The 17,515-nt window shown below is 68.0% G+C and carries 14 protein-coding genes; 11 read left to right on the top strand and 3 right to left on the bottom strand.

Going from position 1 to position 17,515, the window contains the following annotated elements:
• The first annotated feature begins 110 nt into the window (after positions 1-110).
• Entirely contained in the window at positions 111-1,202 is a 1,092-nt protein-coding gene (locus C8271_RS13185; protein ID WP_106507683.1) for a WXG100 family type VII secretion target, read from the top strand.
• A gap of 18 nt (positions 1,203-1,220) precedes the next feature.
• Complete coding sequence (locus C8271_RS13180) at positions 1,221-2,069, top strand: hypothetical protein (RefSeq protein WP_106507682.1); 849 nt, start codon at positions 1,221-1,223, stop codon at positions 2,067-2,069.
• Between the two features lie 14 nt (positions 2,070-2,083).
• Here the strand turns inward: C8271_RS13180 and C8271_RS13175 are convergent, their stop codons facing one another.
• Positions 2,084-2,734 carry a DUF6318 family protein gene (locus tag C8271_RS13175; protein WP_170957903.1) on the bottom strand — a complete coding sequence of 217 codons (651 nt, stop codon included), beginning with the start codon at positions 2,732-2,734 and terminating at the stop codon, positions 2,084-2,086.
• Positions 2,735-2,851: 117 nt separating this feature from the next.
• Here C8271_RS13175 and C8271_RS13170 point away from each other — a divergent pair, with 117 nt between their 5' ends.
• From C8271_RS13170 to C8271_RS13150, 5 genes are all read left to right on the top strand, one after another.
• Entirely contained in the window at positions 2,852-4,588 is a 1,737-nt protein-coding gene (locus C8271_RS13170) for an ABC transporter ATP-binding protein (protein ID WP_106507680.1), read from the top strand.
• Positions 4,588-6,630 carry an ABC transporter ATP-binding protein gene (locus tag C8271_RS13165; RefSeq protein WP_106507679.1) on the top strand — a complete coding sequence of 681 codons (2,043 nt, stop codon included), beginning with the start codon at positions 4,588-4,590 and terminating at the stop codon, positions 6,628-6,630. Before C8271_RS13170 ends, C8271_RS13165 begins: the two co-directional genes overlap by 1 nt.
• Positions 6,631-6,720: 90 nt before the next feature.
• Complete coding sequence (locus tag C8271_RS13160; protein WP_245921147.1) at positions 6,721-7,632, top strand: ABC transporter substrate-binding protein; 912 nt, start codon at positions 6,721-6,723, stop codon at positions 7,630-7,632.
• Complete coding sequence (locus tag C8271_RS13155; RefSeq protein ID WP_106507677.1) at positions 7,629-8,612, top strand: amino acid ABC transporter permease; 984 nt, start codon at positions 7,629-7,631, stop codon at positions 8,610-8,612. Before C8271_RS13160 ends, C8271_RS13155 begins: the two co-directional genes overlap by 4 nt.
• A 77-nt stretch (positions 8,613-8,689) precedes the next feature.
• A complete protein-coding gene (locus tag C8271_RS13150; RefSeq protein WP_106508086.1) occupies positions 8,690-9,475 on the top strand; it encodes an amino acid ABC transporter ATP-binding protein in 786 nt (261 codons plus the stop codon).
• 78 nt (positions 9,476-9,553) lie between these two features.
• Here the strand turns inward: C8271_RS13150 and C8271_RS13145 are convergent, their stop codons facing one another.
• Entirely contained in the window at positions 9,554-11,845 is a 2,292-nt protein-coding gene (locus C8271_RS13145) for an HAD-IB family hydrolase (RefSeq protein ID WP_106507676.1), read from the bottom strand.
• Between the two features lie 135 nt (positions 11,846-11,980).
• Here C8271_RS13145 and C8271_RS13140 point away from each other — a divergent pair, with 135 nt between their 5' ends.
• The 4 genes from C8271_RS13140 (at position 11,981) to C8271_RS13125 (ending at position 16,049) form a co-directional block, all read left to right on the top strand.
• Positions 11,981-12,757 carry an SDR family NAD(P)-dependent oxidoreductase gene (locus C8271_RS13140; RefSeq protein WP_106507675.1) on the top strand — a complete coding sequence of 259 codons (777 nt, stop codon included), beginning with the start codon at positions 11,981-11,983 and terminating at the stop codon, positions 12,755-12,757.
• Between the two features lie 4 nt (positions 12,758-12,761).
• Positions 12,762-13,625, top strand: coding sequence for a lysophospholipid acyltransferase family protein (locus C8271_RS13135; protein ID WP_170957901.1), 864 nt, complete (start codon positions 12,762-12,764; stop codon positions 13,623-13,625).
• A complete protein-coding gene (locus C8271_RS13130; RefSeq protein WP_106507673.1) occupies positions 13,622-15,325 on the top strand; it encodes an FAD-binding oxidoreductase in 1,704 nt (567 codons plus the stop codon). The genes C8271_RS13135 and C8271_RS13130 overlap by 4 nt, the downstream gene beginning before the upstream one ends.
• A gap of 103 nt (positions 15,326-15,428) precedes the next feature.
• Positions 15,429-16,049 (top strand): histidine phosphatase family protein, encoded by a 621-nt coding sequence (locus tag C8271_RS13125; protein ID WP_245921146.1) that lies wholly within the window; start codon positions 15,429-15,431, stop codon positions 16,047-16,049.
• A gap of 126 nt (positions 16,050-16,175) precedes the next feature.
• On the opposite strand, the gene C8271_RS13120 is transcribed toward C8271_RS13125, so the two are convergent.
• Positions 16,176-17,261: an alpha/beta hydrolase gene (locus C8271_RS13120; RefSeq protein ID WP_138774583.1), complete on the bottom strand. Its 1,086-nt coding sequence runs from the start codon at positions 17,259-17,261 to the stop codon at positions 16,176-16,178.
• Between the last annotated feature and the right edge of the window lie 254 nt (positions 17,262-17,515).

Raw genomic sequence — 17,515 nt, 5'->3', positions numbered from 1 at the left:
AATCGAATGGGGAGAACTCCCCATAGCTCACGGAACCGCAGGCCAGTAGCGTGGTCATCGGTCACGGCTGAGGTGAATGCATACGCGAGGATCACGGGGAGAGATCGACCATGGCGGGTTTCTGGGGAGCGGATACGGAAGCGCTGCGCGACTACAGCGGTCACGTGGTGCGTGGGGGACAGGCGCTGGGCGAGCTGAGGGACCGCCTGCAGCAGACCGTCACCAGTGTGGAATGGATCGGGCCTGACGCCGACTCCTTCCGCGATGACTTCACGGGCCGCATCTCCAGCCTGTTCCGCAACAGCTCCGATCTGCTCATCGAGAACAGCCGCACGCTCGAGCAGCACGCTGAGGAACAGGACGACGCCTCCGCCACCGGCGGTGCAGACGGCGGCGGCTCGGGCGGCGGCATCCTCGATGCCATCGGCGACTTCTTCCGCGACCTCGGCGAGGGCATCAACAATGCCATCGACACCATCTTCGAGGTCACCGGCATCAAGACCCTCTGGAACGGGATCAGCGACGCCGCCCGTTCCGTGCTGGACTCCCCGCTGGTCAAGGGCGTCACGGGCTTCCTTGGAAAGCTCGGCCCCGTCGGCCAGTTCCTGGGCTCCGGCCTGAACTCCATCGTCGGTGGCGCACACACCTTCCTCGACGGCGTGGACGCTGTGGTCGACCCGCCGCACGACGGCTGGCGCGGCCTGGGCGACCGCGTCTTCGGCGGCCTCAAGGCTGTCAGCGGCGCCGGGCAGATCGCCTCCACCGTCGGCGTGCCGCTGGGCCCGATCGGCCCCGCTGGCGTGGCGATGGCCGGTGCAGCCTCGAACCTGTGGGACTCCGCGGGCCCGCTCATGGACACCATGGAGGCTGGTGGCTCGGTGTCGCTGAGCGACGCGGTCTCCACTCTGGGCCCCGGTGTGAGCGGCCTGGTCAATGCCGCTGGCGGCCCGCAGGGCATCAGCGCGATGGCCTCAGGCAGCCCGATCGGCGGTCTCATTGCCGGCAGCGGCATTGGCGGCGGCATCGGTGGCGCTCTGGGCGGTGGTGGTATCGGTGGCGCGCTGGGTGGCGGTATCGGTGGCGCTCTGGGCGGTGGCGGCATCGGTGGTGCCCTGGGTGGCATGGTCTCCGGTGGCTTCGCCTCCAGCCCCCTCGGCGGCGTGGCGGGGCCCCTGGTCTCCGGTCTCGCCGGGCTGTTCTGAGCCCTCTAGGCTAGGACCATGACCTCCACTGATCCGCTGCAGGATTCCCCGTTCACCGCTGAAGACGTCGCCGTGGCGGTGCGTCTGCTCACCCGCGAGCTCAGCGAGCCCGTCACCGAACTCATCACCCTCACCGATGAGGAACTGCTGGCCGTCGAGGGTCTGCAGAAGGAACAGATCACCCCGCTGCCGTGGGCGAGCGCCAACATCAGTGACGGCGCCCCGAAGGAAGCGGCCACCGCGACCGCCATGCGGTCCCTCATGGCCCGTGGCCTGGTGACCACGGAGGCTGCGCTGGACCCGCGGGCCTTCGAGCAGGACCCTCAGCGATCCAACCGCTTCGTCTCCGTGCCCGAGCTGCAGGGCACGTCCGTGGCGCGACGCACCGCAGACGCCGTGGTCATCACTGAGCGGATCACCGACCGCGGCTCCGCCCGCTCCTACTTCTACGTGTTCCGCCTCGATGAGGGCGTGCGCGTGCTGTGGGAGGTGTTCGATGACATGGGCTTCCACCTGTTCTTCCTGATGGAGGGGGACACCTTCCCCGAGCAGCTGCTGGGCTTCGCAGACCCCGAAGGCGTGATCGGTGATCAGGACGGCGACCCCGTCGAGGTGCCGGGCGCTGACTTCGAGCTGAGCGAGACGGGTCAGCGCCTGGCGCAGTCCCGCGCCGCCACGAGCGTGCTGGTGCTCGAACGTGAGGGCGCCGACCCGATGGCCATGAGCCTGTTCGCCCTGCCCGATCACGTGGAGCTGATGGAGTCGGTCGAGGCCGACGGTGCCGAGCTGCGGCGCGTCGGAGCCGTCGCGAAGACCACCCTCATGCAGTTCCTGCAGGGCATCGTCGCCGGCCCCGAGGCTGCCTGACCGGCCACATCACATCAGCCGGCGCCGCCACCGCCATCGGAGGCGCCACCGGTGGGTGTGATCGACATGTCCAGCACCCGCCAGCGCTGCCCATCCCAGGTCATCTGTGCGGTGAGGTCGCCGCTGACCGCATCGAGCTGACCGCCCTGCAGCGTCGGGTCGTCGATGATCGTTGAGGCCTCCTGCGAGAACGTCGCGGTGACAGAGCCTGCGGTGGGCGTGCCCGACGCATCCCCGTCGGCCGTGAAGCTCGTGCTCTCCACCGTGAACTCACCGTCCACGAGATAACCGCCCTGCTCGTGCAGTTGCTCGGCGTTCCCCAGGAACGTCGTGCACACCTGGCATGAGGGGTCCACCGAGTTCGACCACACCGACGTGTCCCCCGTGGTCATCATGTACGTGTAGGAGTCCAGCAGGTAGGCGAGGGTCGCCTCGGCGCCCTCGGGGGTCTGCTGGGTCATGGCGGCCGGCTCGGCAGGCTTGGGGATCTCGGGTCGGGGTGGCTGATCGGCAGGATCCACCGCAGGCCGGTCCGGTCCGTCGGTGGGAGAGGCCGACGGCTGCTCGCGCGGCCCTATCAGCTCGCTCAGCCCGAAGAACCCGATGGGCAGAACGAGCACCAGGGCCAGGACGATGATCACGATGCGCTGGACGGGCTTGCTCACCCGGCCCACGGTAGAGGATGCGCCTGCCGGGTCATGTCATTCGTCGGCCCCCGACCGTAGACTGCGATGCGGCGCACGCACCGAACCGGGGCTGACGCCGAAGGAAGGAACCTGCCCGTGACTCTTCTGCGTCTGGCGCTGCGCTCCGTGAAGCCGTACTGGCTGTGGGTGCTGTTCGTCGTCCTGTTCCAGGCAGCGGGCGTGATGGCCGCCCTCTACCTGCCCACCATCAACGCCGACATCATCGATGATGGCGTCGCGAAGGCGGACATCCCCGTGATCTGGCGGCTCGGCGCCGTCATGCTCGCCATCACCGTGGGCAATATCGTCGCGATCATCGTCGCCAACTACTTCTCCGCCCGCTCCTCCATGCAGGTGGGGCGTGACCTGCGCTCCCGCGTGTTCGACCGGGTGCAGACCTTCTCGCCGCGCGAACTGCACGACTTCGGCACACCGTCCCTGATCACCCGCTCCACGAATGACGTGCAGCAGGTGCAGATGCTCATCTTCTTCTCCTTGAACTTCCTGGTGCAGGCACCCATCACCGGCATCGGCGGTGTGGTGATGGCGCTGCGCGTCGAGCCCGGACTCGCCTGGTTGATCGCCGTGATGGTGCCCGCGATGCTGCTCAGCGTGGGTATGATCATCCTGCTGGCCGCCCCGCTGTTCAAGGCGATGCAGAAGACGATCGACCGCATCAACCAGGTGCTGCGCGAACAGATCACCGGCGTGCGTGTGCTGCGCGCCTTCGTGCGTGAACAGCGGGAACGCGAACGCTACGACCAGGTGAACCTCGAACTCACCGACCTCAACCGCAAGGTCGGATTCCTGATGATCGTGATCAACCCGATCATCATGTTCATGCTGAACATCTCCAGCGTGCTCGTGCTGTGGTTCGCTGCCCCGCGGATCGAGGACGGCACCATGGAGGTGGGCGCCATCACCGCGTTCATCGCCTACCTGGTGCAGATCCTCATCGCCGTGATGATGGCGACCTTCATGACGATGATGATCCCGCGTGCCATGGTCTCGGCGGATCGCATCCAGCAGGTGCTCGCCACCGACACCTCCGTGGTGCAGCGCACCAACGGTATCCGCGAGATTCCCGACCGCATCGAGCTCGCCTTCGAGAACGTGTCTTTCACCTATCCGGGAGCTGAGCGTCCCGTTCTGGAAGACATCTCCTTCACCGCCCGGGCCGGCCAGACCGTCGCCATCATCGGCGGCACCGGCTCCGGTAAATCCACCCTCATGAGCCTCATCCCGCGGCTCCTGGACGTCACCGAAGGACGTATCACCCTGGGTGGTCACGACGTGCGTGACCTCGACGCCCACGTGCTGTGGGACAGCATCGGCCTGGTGCCGCAGCGCCCCTACCTGTTCAGCGGCACGATCGCCTCCAACCTGCGCTTCGGCAATCCGGACGCCGACGAGCAGCAGCTGTGGCACGCCCTCACGGTCGCCCAGGGCCGCGACTTCGTGGCCGCCATGCCACAGCAGCTCGACTCCGCGATCGCCCAGGGCGGCTCTAACGTCTCCGGCGGGCAGCGGCAGCGGCTGTGCATCGCCCGCGCCCTGGTCGCGAAGCCGTCGGTGTACCTGTTCGATGACTCCTTCAGCGCCCTGGATCTCACCACGGATGCGAAGCTGCGTGCCGCCCTCGGACCGATCACGCAGGACGCCCTCACGATCATCGTCGCCCAGCGCGTCACCACCATCACGTCGGCCGATCTCATCCTCGTGCTGGACCACGGCCGGATCGTCGGCCGCGGCACGCATGAGGAACTGCTGGAGAGCTCGGAGACCTACCGCGAGATCGTGCGCTCCCAGGGTGTTGAAGAGGAGGTGGCGTGATGAGCGAGCAGCAGCCCAGCCCCGTGGCCGGGGACGAAGCGAGCGAAGCCGCCGAGATCGCCGCGGAGAAGGACGCCTCCCGCGGTCTGCGCCCCGGCCAGAAGTCGAAGAACTTCTGGCCCTCCACCAAACGCCTCGTGCGGGAGATGGGTCCGGAACGGATCTACGTCGCCATCGCGATCGTGCTCGGCGCGATCTCTGTGGCGCTGTCCACCGTGGGCCCGCGCATCCTCGGGCACGCCACGGACATCATCTTCACCGGCCTCATCTCCAAGAACCTGCCCGCCGATGCCACCGCGGAGCAGGTGGTCGAGGGGATGCGCGCCCGCGGCGAGGACGAGTTCGCGGACATGGTGGCCGCCATGCCGCTCACACCCGGTCAAGGCATCGACTTCGATGCCCTGCACCGCACACTCATGCTGGTGATCGGCCTGTACGTGGCGGCGGCGCTGCTCATGTGGCTGCAGGGTCTCGCGCTGAACCGCATCATCTTCCGGATGGTCTACCGGCTGCGCCGCGACGTGGAGGAGAAGATCCACCGCCTGCCGCTGGCGTACTTCGACAGGATGAAGCGCGGCGAGATCCTCTCGAGGGTCACCAACGACATCGACAACATCCAGAACACCCTGATCAACACGATCACCGGGCTGCTGAACTCGATCCTCACACTGATCGGTGTGCTGGTGATGATGTTCGCGATCTCGTGGCAGCTGTCCCTGATCGCGCTTGCGGTGATCCCGGTGGCGTTCCTCATCACCGGTGTGGTGGGTTCACGCTCCCAGAAGCTGTTCGCCCAGCAGTGGGACGCCACCGGTGTGCTGAACGCCGAGGTGGAGGAGGCCTACACCGGGCATGACCTGGTCACCGTGTTCGGCCGTCGCGCCGAGGTGGCGCGCCGTTTCGAGGAGCGCAACGAGAAGCTGTTCCGCGCGTCCTTCGGGGCGCAGTTCGTGTCCTCCCTGATCATGCCGCTGATGATGTTCGTGGGGAACCTCAGCTATGTCGCCGTGGCCGTGGTGGGCGGTCTGCGGATCATCTCCGGGCAGCTCAGCCTGGGCGATGTGCAGGCGTTCATCCAGTACTCCCGCCAGTTCACCCAACCGCTCAGCCAGGTCGCGTCGATGGCCACCATGCTGCAGTCCGGTGTGGCCAGTGCCGAGCGGGTCTTCGAGCTGCTGGACGCTGACGAGCAGGAGCCTGAGACGGAGCAGCCGGGTGCAGCAGCCGCGATCCGTGAAGGCCGCGTCGAGTTCGAGCATGTGCGCTTCTCCTACAGCCCGGATCGTGAGCTGATCCGCGACCTGTCGCTCGTGGCCGATCCCGGCAGCACGGTCGCGATCGTCGGCCCCACCGGCGCGGGCAAGACCACGCTGGTGAATCTCGTGATGCGCTTCTATGAGATTGATGGCGGCCGCATCACCCTGGATGGCACCGATATCCGCGACCTCACCCGCGATCAGCTGCGTTCCCGCACCGGCATGGTTCTGCAGGACACCTGGCTGTTCGCCGGCACGATCCGTGAGAACATCCGCTACGGCCGTCTCGATGCCACCGACGAGGACGTGATCGAGGCGGCGCGCGCCACCCACGTGGACGAGTTCGTGCGGCAGCTGCCCGATGGCTACGACACCGAGGTGGATGACGACGGCTCGTCGCTGTCGGCCGGCGAGAAGCAGCTGGTGACCATCGCCCGTGCCTTCCTGGCCCGACCGAACCTGCTGATCCTGGACGAGGCCACCTCGAGCGTGGACACCCGCACCGAGCTGCTCGTGCAGCAGGCGATGAACCGTCTGCGGCAGGGTCGTACCTCCTTCGTGATCGCCCATCGGCTCTCCACGATCCGCGACGCGGACCTGATCCTGGTGATGGAGCACGGCGACATCGTGGAGCAGGGCACCCACGATCAGCTGCTGGAGGCCGACGGCGCCTACGCGCGGCTGTACCGCTCCCAGTTCGACGGTGCTGTGGTGGATCCCGATGCGGAGCAGCAGCCATCGGCCGACGAACCGGCCACGGCGCCGAGCGGCCCGATGGGGTTCTGAACGGGCGCGGGGGACTTACCCACGTTCCGTATGCCACACAGGACCACCATCAGCTGGTGAGTATGCGCAGGACTGCATAACCTTGCTGTCGTGATCCCGTCCCGTCGAACCCTGCTGCGCGCCCTCCCGGCCGCGCTGATTGCGCCCGGCCTTGCCTCGTGCACCCGCGCCAGTGAGCGCCTGGACGCCGAGGCGAATGTCATCCCGCACGTGGACCTCTCCGAGATCACCGCCGTGCCCGAGATCGCCGACCAGGTGCCCGCCCAGATCCGGGAGCGCGGCGAGCTCGTCAACGGCGCCTCCCTCGACTATGCGCCGGGGGAGTTCGTCGGCTCCGACGGCACCGCGGTGGGCTTCGACATCGACATCTTCGACGCGCTCGGTCGCGTACTCGGCCTTGCCACCCGCACCGAGTCCGCCGTGTTCTCCCAGATCATCCCGGCGATCGGGTCGCTGTACGACGTGGGCATGTCCTCCTTCACTATCGACCCCGAACGGCTGAAAACCGTCAGCATGGTCAGCTACTTCCGTGCCGGCGTCTCCTACGCCGTGAAGTCCGGTAACCCCTACGACATCGACCCCGCGGACCTGTGCGGCAAACGCGTCGCCCTGCAGGTGGGCACATATCAGGAAGAGCTCGCCGAGATCCGCACCGCCCAGTGCCGCGCCGACGGCCGCCCCGGCTACGACGTGCTCGCCTACGTCGACAACGCCGACGCCGCCACCAACACCGCCGGCGGCAAAGCCGACATCTTCATGGCCGACTCCCCGGTGACCGCCTACGCCATCGAGCGCTCCCGCGGCACCTTGGAGGCGATCGGCCAGATCGAGGAGTCGGCCCTGAACGGCATCGTCATCGCTCGCGATCAGCCTGAGCTGGCCCAGGCGATCCGCGCCGCCGTGCAGCACCTCATCGACTCCGGTCACATGCAGCGAATCCTCGCCGCGTGGGGCAATGAATCCGGCATGATCCCCGTCGCAGAAGTGGACCCGACTTCATGACCACCGCATCCACACATCCCGCGCCCCACGGCGCCGCGTCCGAGCCGGGCACTGCACCGCCGCGGTTGCGGGTGCGCCCCGCGCCACGACCCGGCACCTGGGTGGCCGCCGTGATCACCGCCGTGCTCACGGTGGGGCTGATCCTGTTCGCCGTGCGCAACCCGGTGTTCGACTGGGGCACGGTCGCCACCTACCTGCTGGACGTGAAGGTCGTGCAGGGCGTCGGCTGGACATTGCTGCTCACGGTGCTGTCCATGCTGCTGGGCACCGCCGTGGCACTCACCGCCGCCCTCATGCGGCGCAGCTCCAACCCTGTGCTGCGCGGCGTCTCCTGGGCATACATCTTCGTGTTCCGCGGCACACCCGTGTACACGCAGCTCGTGTTCTGGGGCCTGTTCACCGTGATCGTGCCGAAGATCGTGATCGGTGTGCCCTTCGGGCCGGAGCTGCTGTCCTTCTCCACTCGTGACCTGTTCACCGCTTTCTGGGCGGCCGTGATCGCCCTGGGGCTGAACGAGGGCGCCTACCTCGCGGAGATCATCCGCTCCGGCCTGGGCAGTGTGGACCGTGGCCAGAGCGAGGCCGCTCGCGCACTCGGCATGGGGGAGGGGGCCATCCTGCGGCGGGTGGTGATCCCCCAGGCGATGCGTGTGATCGTGCCGCCGCTGGGCAACGAGACCATCGGCATGCTGAAGACGACCTCGCTGGTGCTCGCCGTGCCGTTCACCCTGGACCTCACCTATGCCACCAACGCCATCGCCAACAAGCTGTACACCCCGATCCCGCTGCTGATCGTCGCCGCCACCTGGTACCTCGCGATCACCAGCGTGCTGATGATCGGCCAGCACTACCTGGAGCGGTATTTCGGCCGCGGCTTCGATGACGGCACCACAGCCGCGCCCCGACGCCGCTCGCGCCAGGCCGCCGTGAACCGTGCGGGGACCACGCCCCGCGACCCGCTGCCGGAGGTGGAACTGTGACCGAGCCTGACACCTGTCCCGACCCGGGCACCCGCCGTGACCCGGGCACCCACCACGACCCGTCGGCCACCGAGGCGATGTCCGCCGGGAGCCCTCGCCCCCTGGTCGAGATCGAGGACGTCCACAAGTCCTTCGGCGACCTGCCCGTTCTGAAGGGATGCTCCCTCACGGTGGCGCGTTCCGAGGTGTGCGTGCTCGTGGGTCCCTCCGGCTCCGGCAAGTCCACCCTGCTGCGCTGCATCAACCAGCTCGAGCGCCCCACCGCCGGATTCGTGCGCATCGACGGTGAACTGCAGGGCCTGGCACCCGAGCCTCTGGCCGACGGTCGCTGGCAGCGCCTCAGCGAGAAGCAGATCGCCGCGCAGCGCGCCCGCATCGGCATGGTGTTCCAGCGCTTCCACCTGTTCCCGCACCTGACAGCGCTCGGCAATGTGATGGAAGCGCCGGTGCAGGTGCTCCGTCTGCCGCGAGAACAGGCACGCGATCGCGCACTGGAGCTGCTGGACCGCGTAGGCCTGGCCGACCGCGCCGACCACTATCCGTCGGAGCTCTCCGGTGGCCAGCAGCAGCGCGTCGCGATCGCGCGGGCGCTCGCCATGGACCCGGAGCTGATGCTCTTCGATGAGCCCACCAGTGCCCTGGATCCCGAGCTCGTCGCCGAGGTCCTCAGCGTGCTGCGGGACCTTGCCCGTGACGGCATGACCATGATCGTGGTGACCCACGAGCTGGGCTTCGCCCGCGAGGTCGCTGATCAGGTGGTCTTCATGGACGACGGCAGGATCATCGAAGCGGGCGCTCCGCAGCAGGTCATCGCTGATCCGCGCTCACCCAGGCTGCGGGAGTTCCTCGCCTCCGTGCTGTGACCCGGTCCACGGCCGCAATCATGGCCGCGCAGCTGCCCGGACACCGCTGACAGCGTCAAGCCGTCCGGGCGCGCGGCGTCACCACTCCAGGATCGCCCAGCGCTTCTTCTTCGCCACGGCGTACAGCCCCAGGTCGGGGCTCACCGCGGTGGGCGTGCCCACAAGTTCCAGCCATGCGGCGTCGGCGTGCGAGTCGCCGTACCCGTAGGAAGCAGACAGATCCACGTCATGCTCGACGGCGTACTTGCGCAGCCAGTTCGCGCGGGCCTCGTCGACCACCGGAGGCGTCGCCAGGTAGCCGGTGAGCACACCATCGGCGTCCACATCCATCGAGGTGGCGACCACTTCGTCGAAGAGGTCCGCAAGCGGTTCCACCATGATGTCGAGCGCGCCGGTGACCAGCACCGTGTGATGCCCGGCCGCGCGGTGGCGACCGATCACCTCGGCGGCGGCCGGACGGATCGAGGAACGGATCTGCTCACCCAGGTCACCCGAGGCGAGGCGGCGCATGTCGTCCGCGCGGAAGCCCTTGTATCGGCGGTTGACCATGCGGATCAGCTCAGAGCGGTCGCGGTTGTCGGCTCGCAGATATCCGGGGACGCTCGCCAGCAGGCCGCTGATCTCGCCCAGCCAGGTGCCGCGCGGTTTCGTGGCACGGACCATCTCGAAGTACTGGCGCACCACGTTGGTGGCAAGCACCGTGCCGTCGAGGTCGAACACGGCGATCGCTCGCGGGTTGGCCGTCACCGCCGGGGCGGGCCGCTCGGAGCGAGACATCAGGGCGGCCTTGCGGCGCGAGTAGGCTTTCGTCAGCTCGGTCACGGCCGGCAGGTGCAGATCGCGGAAGTAGTGCTGCCAGTCGATGTCGCTCACATCGAAGTCGTGACGCTCGAGGAAGGACGCCGGCAGCTCCTCACGCAGCGCCCGCGTGTTCGCGTCATCGAAGACCATCTCCGTCTTCGTGTACTGGCGATACAGCTCGATGTACTTGCGCAGCGTTGTCATGCCGCTGGTCGCCTTGTGCAGCTGCGAGGTCCATGCCCGCGTCTGCTTGTTCGCCGGCAGGTGTGAGACGACCTTCTGCCCGACCTTCGCGGCGAGCTCTTTCGCGCGGAATCGCTGCTCGACCAGCTCGACCTCCGGGAAGGACCAGGTGGGAACCTGGATCTCCCGGCCCTTGTCGTCGGTCAGCGGATGCTCCTGGAAGTAGCTCTGCACCGCGGAGACCATTTCGTGGAACGGCAGCGGGTTCGTGCTGCCGGAGACCACCTGGAAGTAGGCGTCATCACCGCGGCGCTCGGTGTCCTGCGTGGCCAACGCCACGATGACGTTCACGATGAAGTCCACCGGGATGATGTCGAGGATCGAGTCCGCAAGCCCGGGGAACTCCGGCAGCAGACCCTTGCCGTAGGCCATGATCAGCGGGTCGGCCACCTTGTAGCCGTCGATCCACCCCGGCGCAGGGTTCCGAAGCGCCGACTCGATGATGGAGGGCCGCACGAAGGAGACGCGATGGCCAGCGTCAGCCCACATCTCCTCGGCCACACGCTCAGCCATGGCCTTGGTGAAGGTGTAGATGTCGGTCCACCCCACGGACTGGGCGCGGGTGCGGCCGAAGTCCACCAGGCGCTCGTTCACCCAGGCGCGGCGGGCCTCCTCAGCGGCGGCAGCCACGGCCTTCGGGCCCATCCGGCCGGTGGTGCCGCGGGCTGTGCGCAACTGCGAGCGCAGCGTCTCAGGCCGACGTGACTCGGCCTCCACGCGGGCGCGGGCGTCCTGGGCGGCGTCGTACTCGGCTCGCCAGTCGACGTCGTGGACCAGCCGGCCCTCCTGGCGCAGACCCTTGGAGATGCCGCCGACGTACGCGGTGGACACGTGGATCACGTGCGGGTCCTGCCCCGAATCCAGCAGCGCCTGGTACAGGTTGCGGGCGCCGCCCACGTTGGTGCGGAACGCCTCGTCGATCGGCGGGTCAAAGGACACAGAGGACGCCGAATGGATCACCACATCGAACGGTTGCGTGATGGCCGGCATGGCTGTGAGATCGCCCTCGAGCACGTCCACGCGCTCATCGAAGATCTTCTCCGCCTGCGCGCGGCCGATGCGGTCACGCCACGGCGCGAACACGGGCTTGCCGAGCAGTGCGCGCACGCGCTTCTGGCCGGTGGTGCTGCCCTTGGCGCGTACCACGGCGGTGACATGCACGTCGTCGGTGGTCTCCAGCAGGGTCTGCAGAACGGCCTGACCCAGGAACCCGGTGACGCCGGTCAGCAGGATTCGCCGGGGCGCCGACGGGGCGCTCGTGGAGGTCGACGCGTCGCTGCGGGCGGCCGCATCATCGGCGGGCTGAACGGGAGTCGTCTCGGTCATGGTTCCCCTCGGTTCACGGGATCGCCGGGAGGGCTGGACGCCGAGGTCGGAGGCCATGTCGCGGGCGTTCGTGCCGTAGGGGCGGACGCCTCTTCCCAGCGCTGGTCAAAGCGGCGCTAGTGTATCGTAGCCGTCATGCATAGGGCCCTGATCACCGGTGGAACCTCAGGCATCGGGGCGGCATTCGCGAGGGCTTTCGCCGCACGGGGGGCAGCGATCGTCCTGGTCGCCCGGAACCCGCAACGGCTCGAGGAATCCGCACAGTCTCTGCGAGAGACCTACGGCGTTGACGTGGAGACCATCGTCGCGGATCTTGCCGACCGTGATGCTCAGCAGCGTGTGGCTGACCGACTCGAACAGGCGGCCGACCCCATCGATGTGTTCATCAACAATGCCGGCTTCTCCGTGCGCGCAAGCCTGCTGGATCCTGATCTGACCGATCACGACCACGGCTTCGAAGTGATGATCCGTGCCGTGCTGAAGCTCGGCGGCGCCGCCGGGCGCGGCATGCGCGAACGAGGCCATGGCTGGATCGTCAACGTCGGCTCCGTGTCCGGTTTCGTGACCCAGAACAACTACACCGCGATCAAAGCGTGGACGAACAACTACTCCGAGTCTCTCGGCGTGCAGCTCGCGGGCACCGGCGTGAGGGTCACGTGCCTGGCTCCCGGGTGGGTGCGCACCGAGTTCCATTCCCGTGCCGGCATCAAGGGGTCCTCGATCCCGCCGTTCCTGTGGATCGATGCGGACACCCTCGTGGAGGGCTGCCTGCAGGACCTCGCACGTGGCAAGCCTTTCAGCATCCCGACCGCGCGGTGGAAGCTGATCGCTGCGGTCCTGCGCTCGACCCCGCGCTCCCTGGTGGCGCGGCTGAGCGCGATCCTGTCTCATCGACGCAGCAAGGAGCGCTGACCCGGTGACGTCACGGCACGAGCAGGCAGGCGACGACGCAACCACCGAGCCCACGGGTGCACGGGCGCCCGCTGAGCCGGGCTCAGCGCGGCCTGCCCGACCGTCGGCCCGCCCGATCGGTTCGCTGTCCGCACGCTCACGCGGTGAGGGCTGGGACGTTCCCGACGGCGACCTCGTGAAATACCGGTCGCGCTGGCGCGCCGCCGCACGGTTCGTCCTGCAGCGCGTCGTGTTCCGTTCCGTGGTGCGCTCCGCGATCACCCCGAGTGCGAACGTCGCGCGTCGCGTCCGCACGGTGCGCGGCCCATTCGTGCTGGTCGCCAACCATACGAGCCACCTGGACGCCCCCATGATCGCCCAGGGTCTGCCGTGGTCGCAGGCACGCTTCCTCTCCACCGGAGTGGCCGCCGACTACTTCTTCACCGTCTGGTACCGACGCTGGTTCGTGCGCTGGCTGTTCAACGCCTTCCCGATCGACCGCGACGGCTCCAAGCGCCACTCCGGCACGTCCCGTCGGCTGCTGCGCGCCGGTGTGCCGATCCTGGTGTTCCCTGAGGGAGGGCGACAGAAGACCGGCCGGATCGGCACCTTCAACCCCGGCGCCGCCGCCCTCGCGATCGGCGTGGGCGTGCCCGTGATCCCCGCCGCGCTCGTGGGCGGCTATGAAGCGATGCCCAAGGGCCGCAGCTGGCCCGTGAAGGGGCGTCCGCCCGTCGCCGTCGTGTTCGGCGACCCGATGACCGCGCAGACCGGAGAGTCTGCAGTCGAATTCTCTTCACGCATCCGCGATCGGGTGCGCGAACTGTATGACCAGCACCACGACGAGGTCCTCGGCTCAGCGCCGCAGGACGAAGGAGGCGCCCGATGAGCGCACCTATCACCGCAGCAGACGTCAAGCGCCACAAGTGGTGGGGCTGGGGGATGGACGACGTCACCTTCAACTGGCGCAACAAGCCGGGCTTCAACCCGCTGGCCAAGGAGAAGATCGGCATCGACCTCACGCAGAAGCCGGAACCGGTCGAGCCGCAGCTGGCCGACCACGAGGTGCCCGCGAGCATCCTCGGCTCCGAACTGCAGGCCGCGCTGGAGGGCATCGTCGGAGCCGAGAACCTGCGCGTGGACGATGACACCCGCGTGACCATGTCCTTCGGTCGCTCCTTGCCGGACCTGTTCCGTGTGCGCACCGGTCGCTTCGGTCGCGTGGTCGACGCCGTGGTGTATCCCGGCGATGAGAATGAGGTGGCTGGCGTGCTGCGTCTGGCCGCCGAGCGGAACCTTGTCGTGATCCCCTACGGTGGCGGCTCGTGCATCTCCGGTTCCGTCACACCCGATGAGGACGAGCAGCGCCCGGTTCTGTCGCTGAACATGGGGCGGATGAAGCAGCTGCTGGAGATCGACGACACCGCCGCGCTCGCCCGCATCCAGGCTGGCGCGTACGGGCCCGAGCTCGAGGAACAGCTCAATGAGCGGGGCTGGACCCTGGGCCACTTCCCCGACTCCTTCACCTACTCCACGCTCGGTGGGTGGGCCGCGACCCGCTCCACCGGCATGCAGTCCGACAAGTACGGCGACATCGAGGACATCGTGCGCGGTATGCGTGCCGTGACCCTCGACGGTGTCGTGGTCACCAAGCCGATCCCCGGCCGCGACTCCGGCTCGAGCGTGCACGAAATGCTGCTGGGCTCCGAAGGGCGCCTGGGCGTGATCACGGAATGCACCGTGCAGGTGCACCGCCTCGCCCCGGTGCGCCAGGTGATCGCCTACATGTACCCCGACTGGGAGCACGGCATCCGCGGCATGCACGCCATTGCCCGCTCCGAAGCGAACCCCGTCTTCGCCCGCCTGTCCGACGGCCCCGAGACCCGTTTCTCCCTGGCGCTCGTGAAGGAGCCGACCTCCACCAAGGGGAAGGCGATGGCGAAGGTTCAGGAGGGCCTCTTCGCCTTCCTGCGCTCGCGCGGCTGGGACACCGACGAAGAAATGTGCATCGCCTACGTCTGCTTCGAGGGCACCAAAGCCAATGTCGAGCGGGAAAAGGCGCTCGTGAAGAAGATCGTCGGCAAGAACGGCGGCATCACCCTGGGCGCCGGACCAGGCGCGGTGTACGACCAGAAGAAGTTCGACACCCCCTACCTGCGCGACTTCCTGCTGAACTACCAGGTCTTCGGTGACGTGTGCGAGACCGGCGGCACCTGGTCTCAGCTCAACGAGATCCACTCGCGCGTGTATGACCGCTTCTACGAGGTCCAGAACGCCACCGGCCGCCCCGGTTTCCTGTTCTGCCACATGTCGCACAGCTACCACGGTGGCGCCTGCCTGTACTTCACCTTCGCGGTGCCGTACTCCTCCGAGGAGACCGCGCTCGAGGAGTACTACGAGATCAAGAACGCAATCCAGCAGCAGTTCGTCGACCTGCGCGCGGGGCTGTCCCACCACCACGGTGTTGGCACCGAGCATCGCCCCTGGATCAGCCAGGACATCGGTGAGGTGGGCGTGCGCATGCTGCAGGGCCTGTATGAGAACGCTGACCCGGGCCGGAACCTGAACCCCGGCAAGATCGTCCCCTGAGCTGACGGTCGACGGGGGCGGGGCTGATCCCGGTCGATGGGGCGGGGTTTTCCGGCGGCCCCGCACTGGCTCCTGCCTGACTAACCAGATTGGAGGCCCCGCAATGAACCGTCCTAACGTCATGCGCGGAGCAGATGCTGGTGCCGCCGGAGTATGGGTGCTGCGCCACGGGGAGTCCACCGCGAATGTCGAGGGGCTGATCTGTTCCGCCCCGGGCGAGCGGGCGCTCGTCGAGGTGGACCTGACCGCGCGTGGACGGGAACAGGCACGGGCCGCGGCCCGCAGTGCCCGTACAGAGAACGGGCTCGGCCCCGACACCGTGGTGGTCTCCAGCGACTACGCGCGCGCCCTGCAGACTGCTCAGGAGTTCGCCGCGGGGATCGGCGCCGCTGCACCGCGGATCGACCAGAGGCTGCGCGAGCGCTTCTTCGGCATCCATGACGAGGGGCCAGCCAGTGCCTACGAGCTCGTGTGGACTGCTGACCGCACGAGGCGGGACCCCGGCGGGGAGGTGGAGCCGGTGCGTGCGGTCGCCGACCGTGTGCGCTCCGCGGTGGAGGATGCTGATGCGCTCGCCGCGACCGGCGTGGATGTGGTTCTCGTCGCGCATGGCGACATCCTGCAGATCGCGCTCGCGCTCGGCGCCGGCATGGACCCTCACGACCACAGAGAGGTGCCTCACCTCGGCAACGCCGAGATGAGGCACCTGGGGGAGAGTCGCTGACGCACCGTCCCCGGAAGAAGGAGATGATGGGGCGGGCGCCGGCAGGTGGTGGGCTTCGTCGGCCCCGAGCGGGTGGGCGCACCGGGGCCGACGAGCGTTCAGGGGGAGGGACAGCCCCCGGGCGGCTCAGGCGTTGAGCACCTTCATCATGCCGGGGAGGTCCTCGGCGAGGTTCTCCTTCCACAGGCCCCAATCGTGCGTGCGACCCGGGAAGAGCTTGAAGTCGCTGTCCAGGCCCGCGTCGACCGCAGCCTTGTGGAAGCGCTCGAGGTTGGGGTGGACGAAGCCCTCGATGACATCCACACCCAGGCTGTTCGCCTTCTCCGCGAACTGCGCGGCCAGGTCCGGAGACTGCGCGAGGCCACCGAAGAAGTCGTCCCAGCCGCCGTCACCGGTGCGCAGGAACAGGCGCTTGCCCCTGTACTTGTCGAGGTTCTCGATCGGGTTATAGGTCTTGGCGATCGGCGGGTTCACCGCGTGGCCCCACGTGGAGCCGGGCGGGTTCACGTGCGGGCCGCGCTTGAAGACCTCGAGTCCGGGGCTGATCCAGATCGCGAGGTGCACGCCGGCTCCGTCCCCGGTCTCGGGGCGCCGGTCGCCCGGCCCCGAGTAGGAGCTCACAGAGCGGAAGTGACCCCAGTAGCGCTGGCCGAGGGCGAGGGCGCCCCAGCCGCCCATGGACAGGCCGGCGATGGCCATGCGCTTCGGGTCGGTGCGGAAGTTTTCGTGGACGAAGGGCAGCACCTGGGTCATGATGAACGACTCCCAGTTCGCCTCTCGGTTCGGAAGCGGCTGGTTGGCGTTGGAGTAGAACGAGCCGCCGCCATCGGGCATCACCACGATGACCTCGTGCTTCTCGGTCTGCTCGATAACGCCGCCCATCTTCGTCCAGTCGAGGTAGTAGCCGCCCTGACCGTGGAGCAGCAGCAGGACCGGGTAGCGGCGGTCCTTGTTCTCGAAGTAGCTCGGAGGCACCGTGACGCGGATCGACGGCGGGAACAGCTTGACCATCCCGTGCGTGTCGAAGCGGTAGTCGATCGAACGGATCTCCGGGTGGTCCCAGTGATGGGTGATAGTCAGGCCGCCCGCGTTCTTCAGGCCGCCGACTGCGGCATGTGCGGAGGCGCCGCCCAGAGCGACGAGCGGGGCGACGGCGGCGGCTCCCAGCAGGAGCGAGCGGCGGGACGGGGCGAGCTTGTCGAGACTGGACACGTGTTCTCCTCGGAGGATCGCTGTGCGGTGGGCGTCGAGACAGGGTTCTGCAGCGTCGCGGACCGGAAGGGCTGCCGCGCAGTCCTGGCCCGGAACGGGGCGGGGCCGCGTGGTCCGATGCACGGTCGCGTCGCTGAGATCAGCCTGACGTGCCACCCGCTGATCCAGCAAAGGATGCAGGTCACATCGGTATTCCTGGAGGGGGCGCTGACCAGTACTTTTGGCGGAGAGATGGGTCGCAAGGAGGGGGTAGG

It is taken from the genome of Brachybacterium timonense (assembly GCF_900258505.1).
GTDB lineage: Bacteria > Actinomycetota > Actinomycetes > Actinomycetales > Dermabacteraceae > Brachybacterium > Brachybacterium timonense.
Note: the sequence above shows the minus strand (reverse complement) of the source record. Positions and strands in the feature narration are given on the sequence as shown.

Coding starts and splice junctions, on each gene's coding strand:
- C8271_RS13185 (WP_106507683.1), top strand. CDS start 111: ATGGCGGGTTTCTGGGGAGCGGATACGGAAGCGCTGCGCGACTACAGC.
- C8271_RS13180 (WP_106507682.1), top strand. CDS start 1,221: ATGACCTCCACTGATCCGCTGCAGGATTCCCCGTTCACCGCTGAAGAC.
- C8271_RS13165 (WP_106507679.1), top strand. CDS start 4,588: ATGAGCGAGCAGCAGCCCAGCCCCGTGGCCGGGGACGAAGCGAGCGAA.
- C8271_RS13155 (WP_106507677.1), top strand. CDS start 7,629: ATGACCACCGCATCCACACATCCCGCGCCCCACGGCGCCGCGTCCGAG.
- C8271_RS13150 (WP_106508086.1), top strand. CDS start 8,690: ATGTCCGCCGGGAGCCCTCGCCCCCTGGTCGAGATCGAGGACGTCCAC.
- C8271_RS13145 (WP_106507676.1), bottom strand. CDS start 11,845: ATGACCGAGACGACTCCCGTTCAGCCCGCCGATGATGCGGCCGCCCGC.
- C8271_RS13140 (WP_106507675.1), top strand. CDS start 11,981: ATGCATAGGGCCCTGATCACCGGTGGAACCTCAGGCATCGGGGCGGCA.
- C8271_RS13130 (WP_106507673.1), top strand. CDS start 13,622: ATGAGCGCACCTATCACCGCAGCAGACGTCAAGCGCCACAAGTGGTGG.
- C8271_RS13125 (WP_245921146.1), top strand. CDS start 15,429: ATGAACCGTCCTAACGTCATGCGCGGAGCAGATGCTGGTGCCGCCGGA.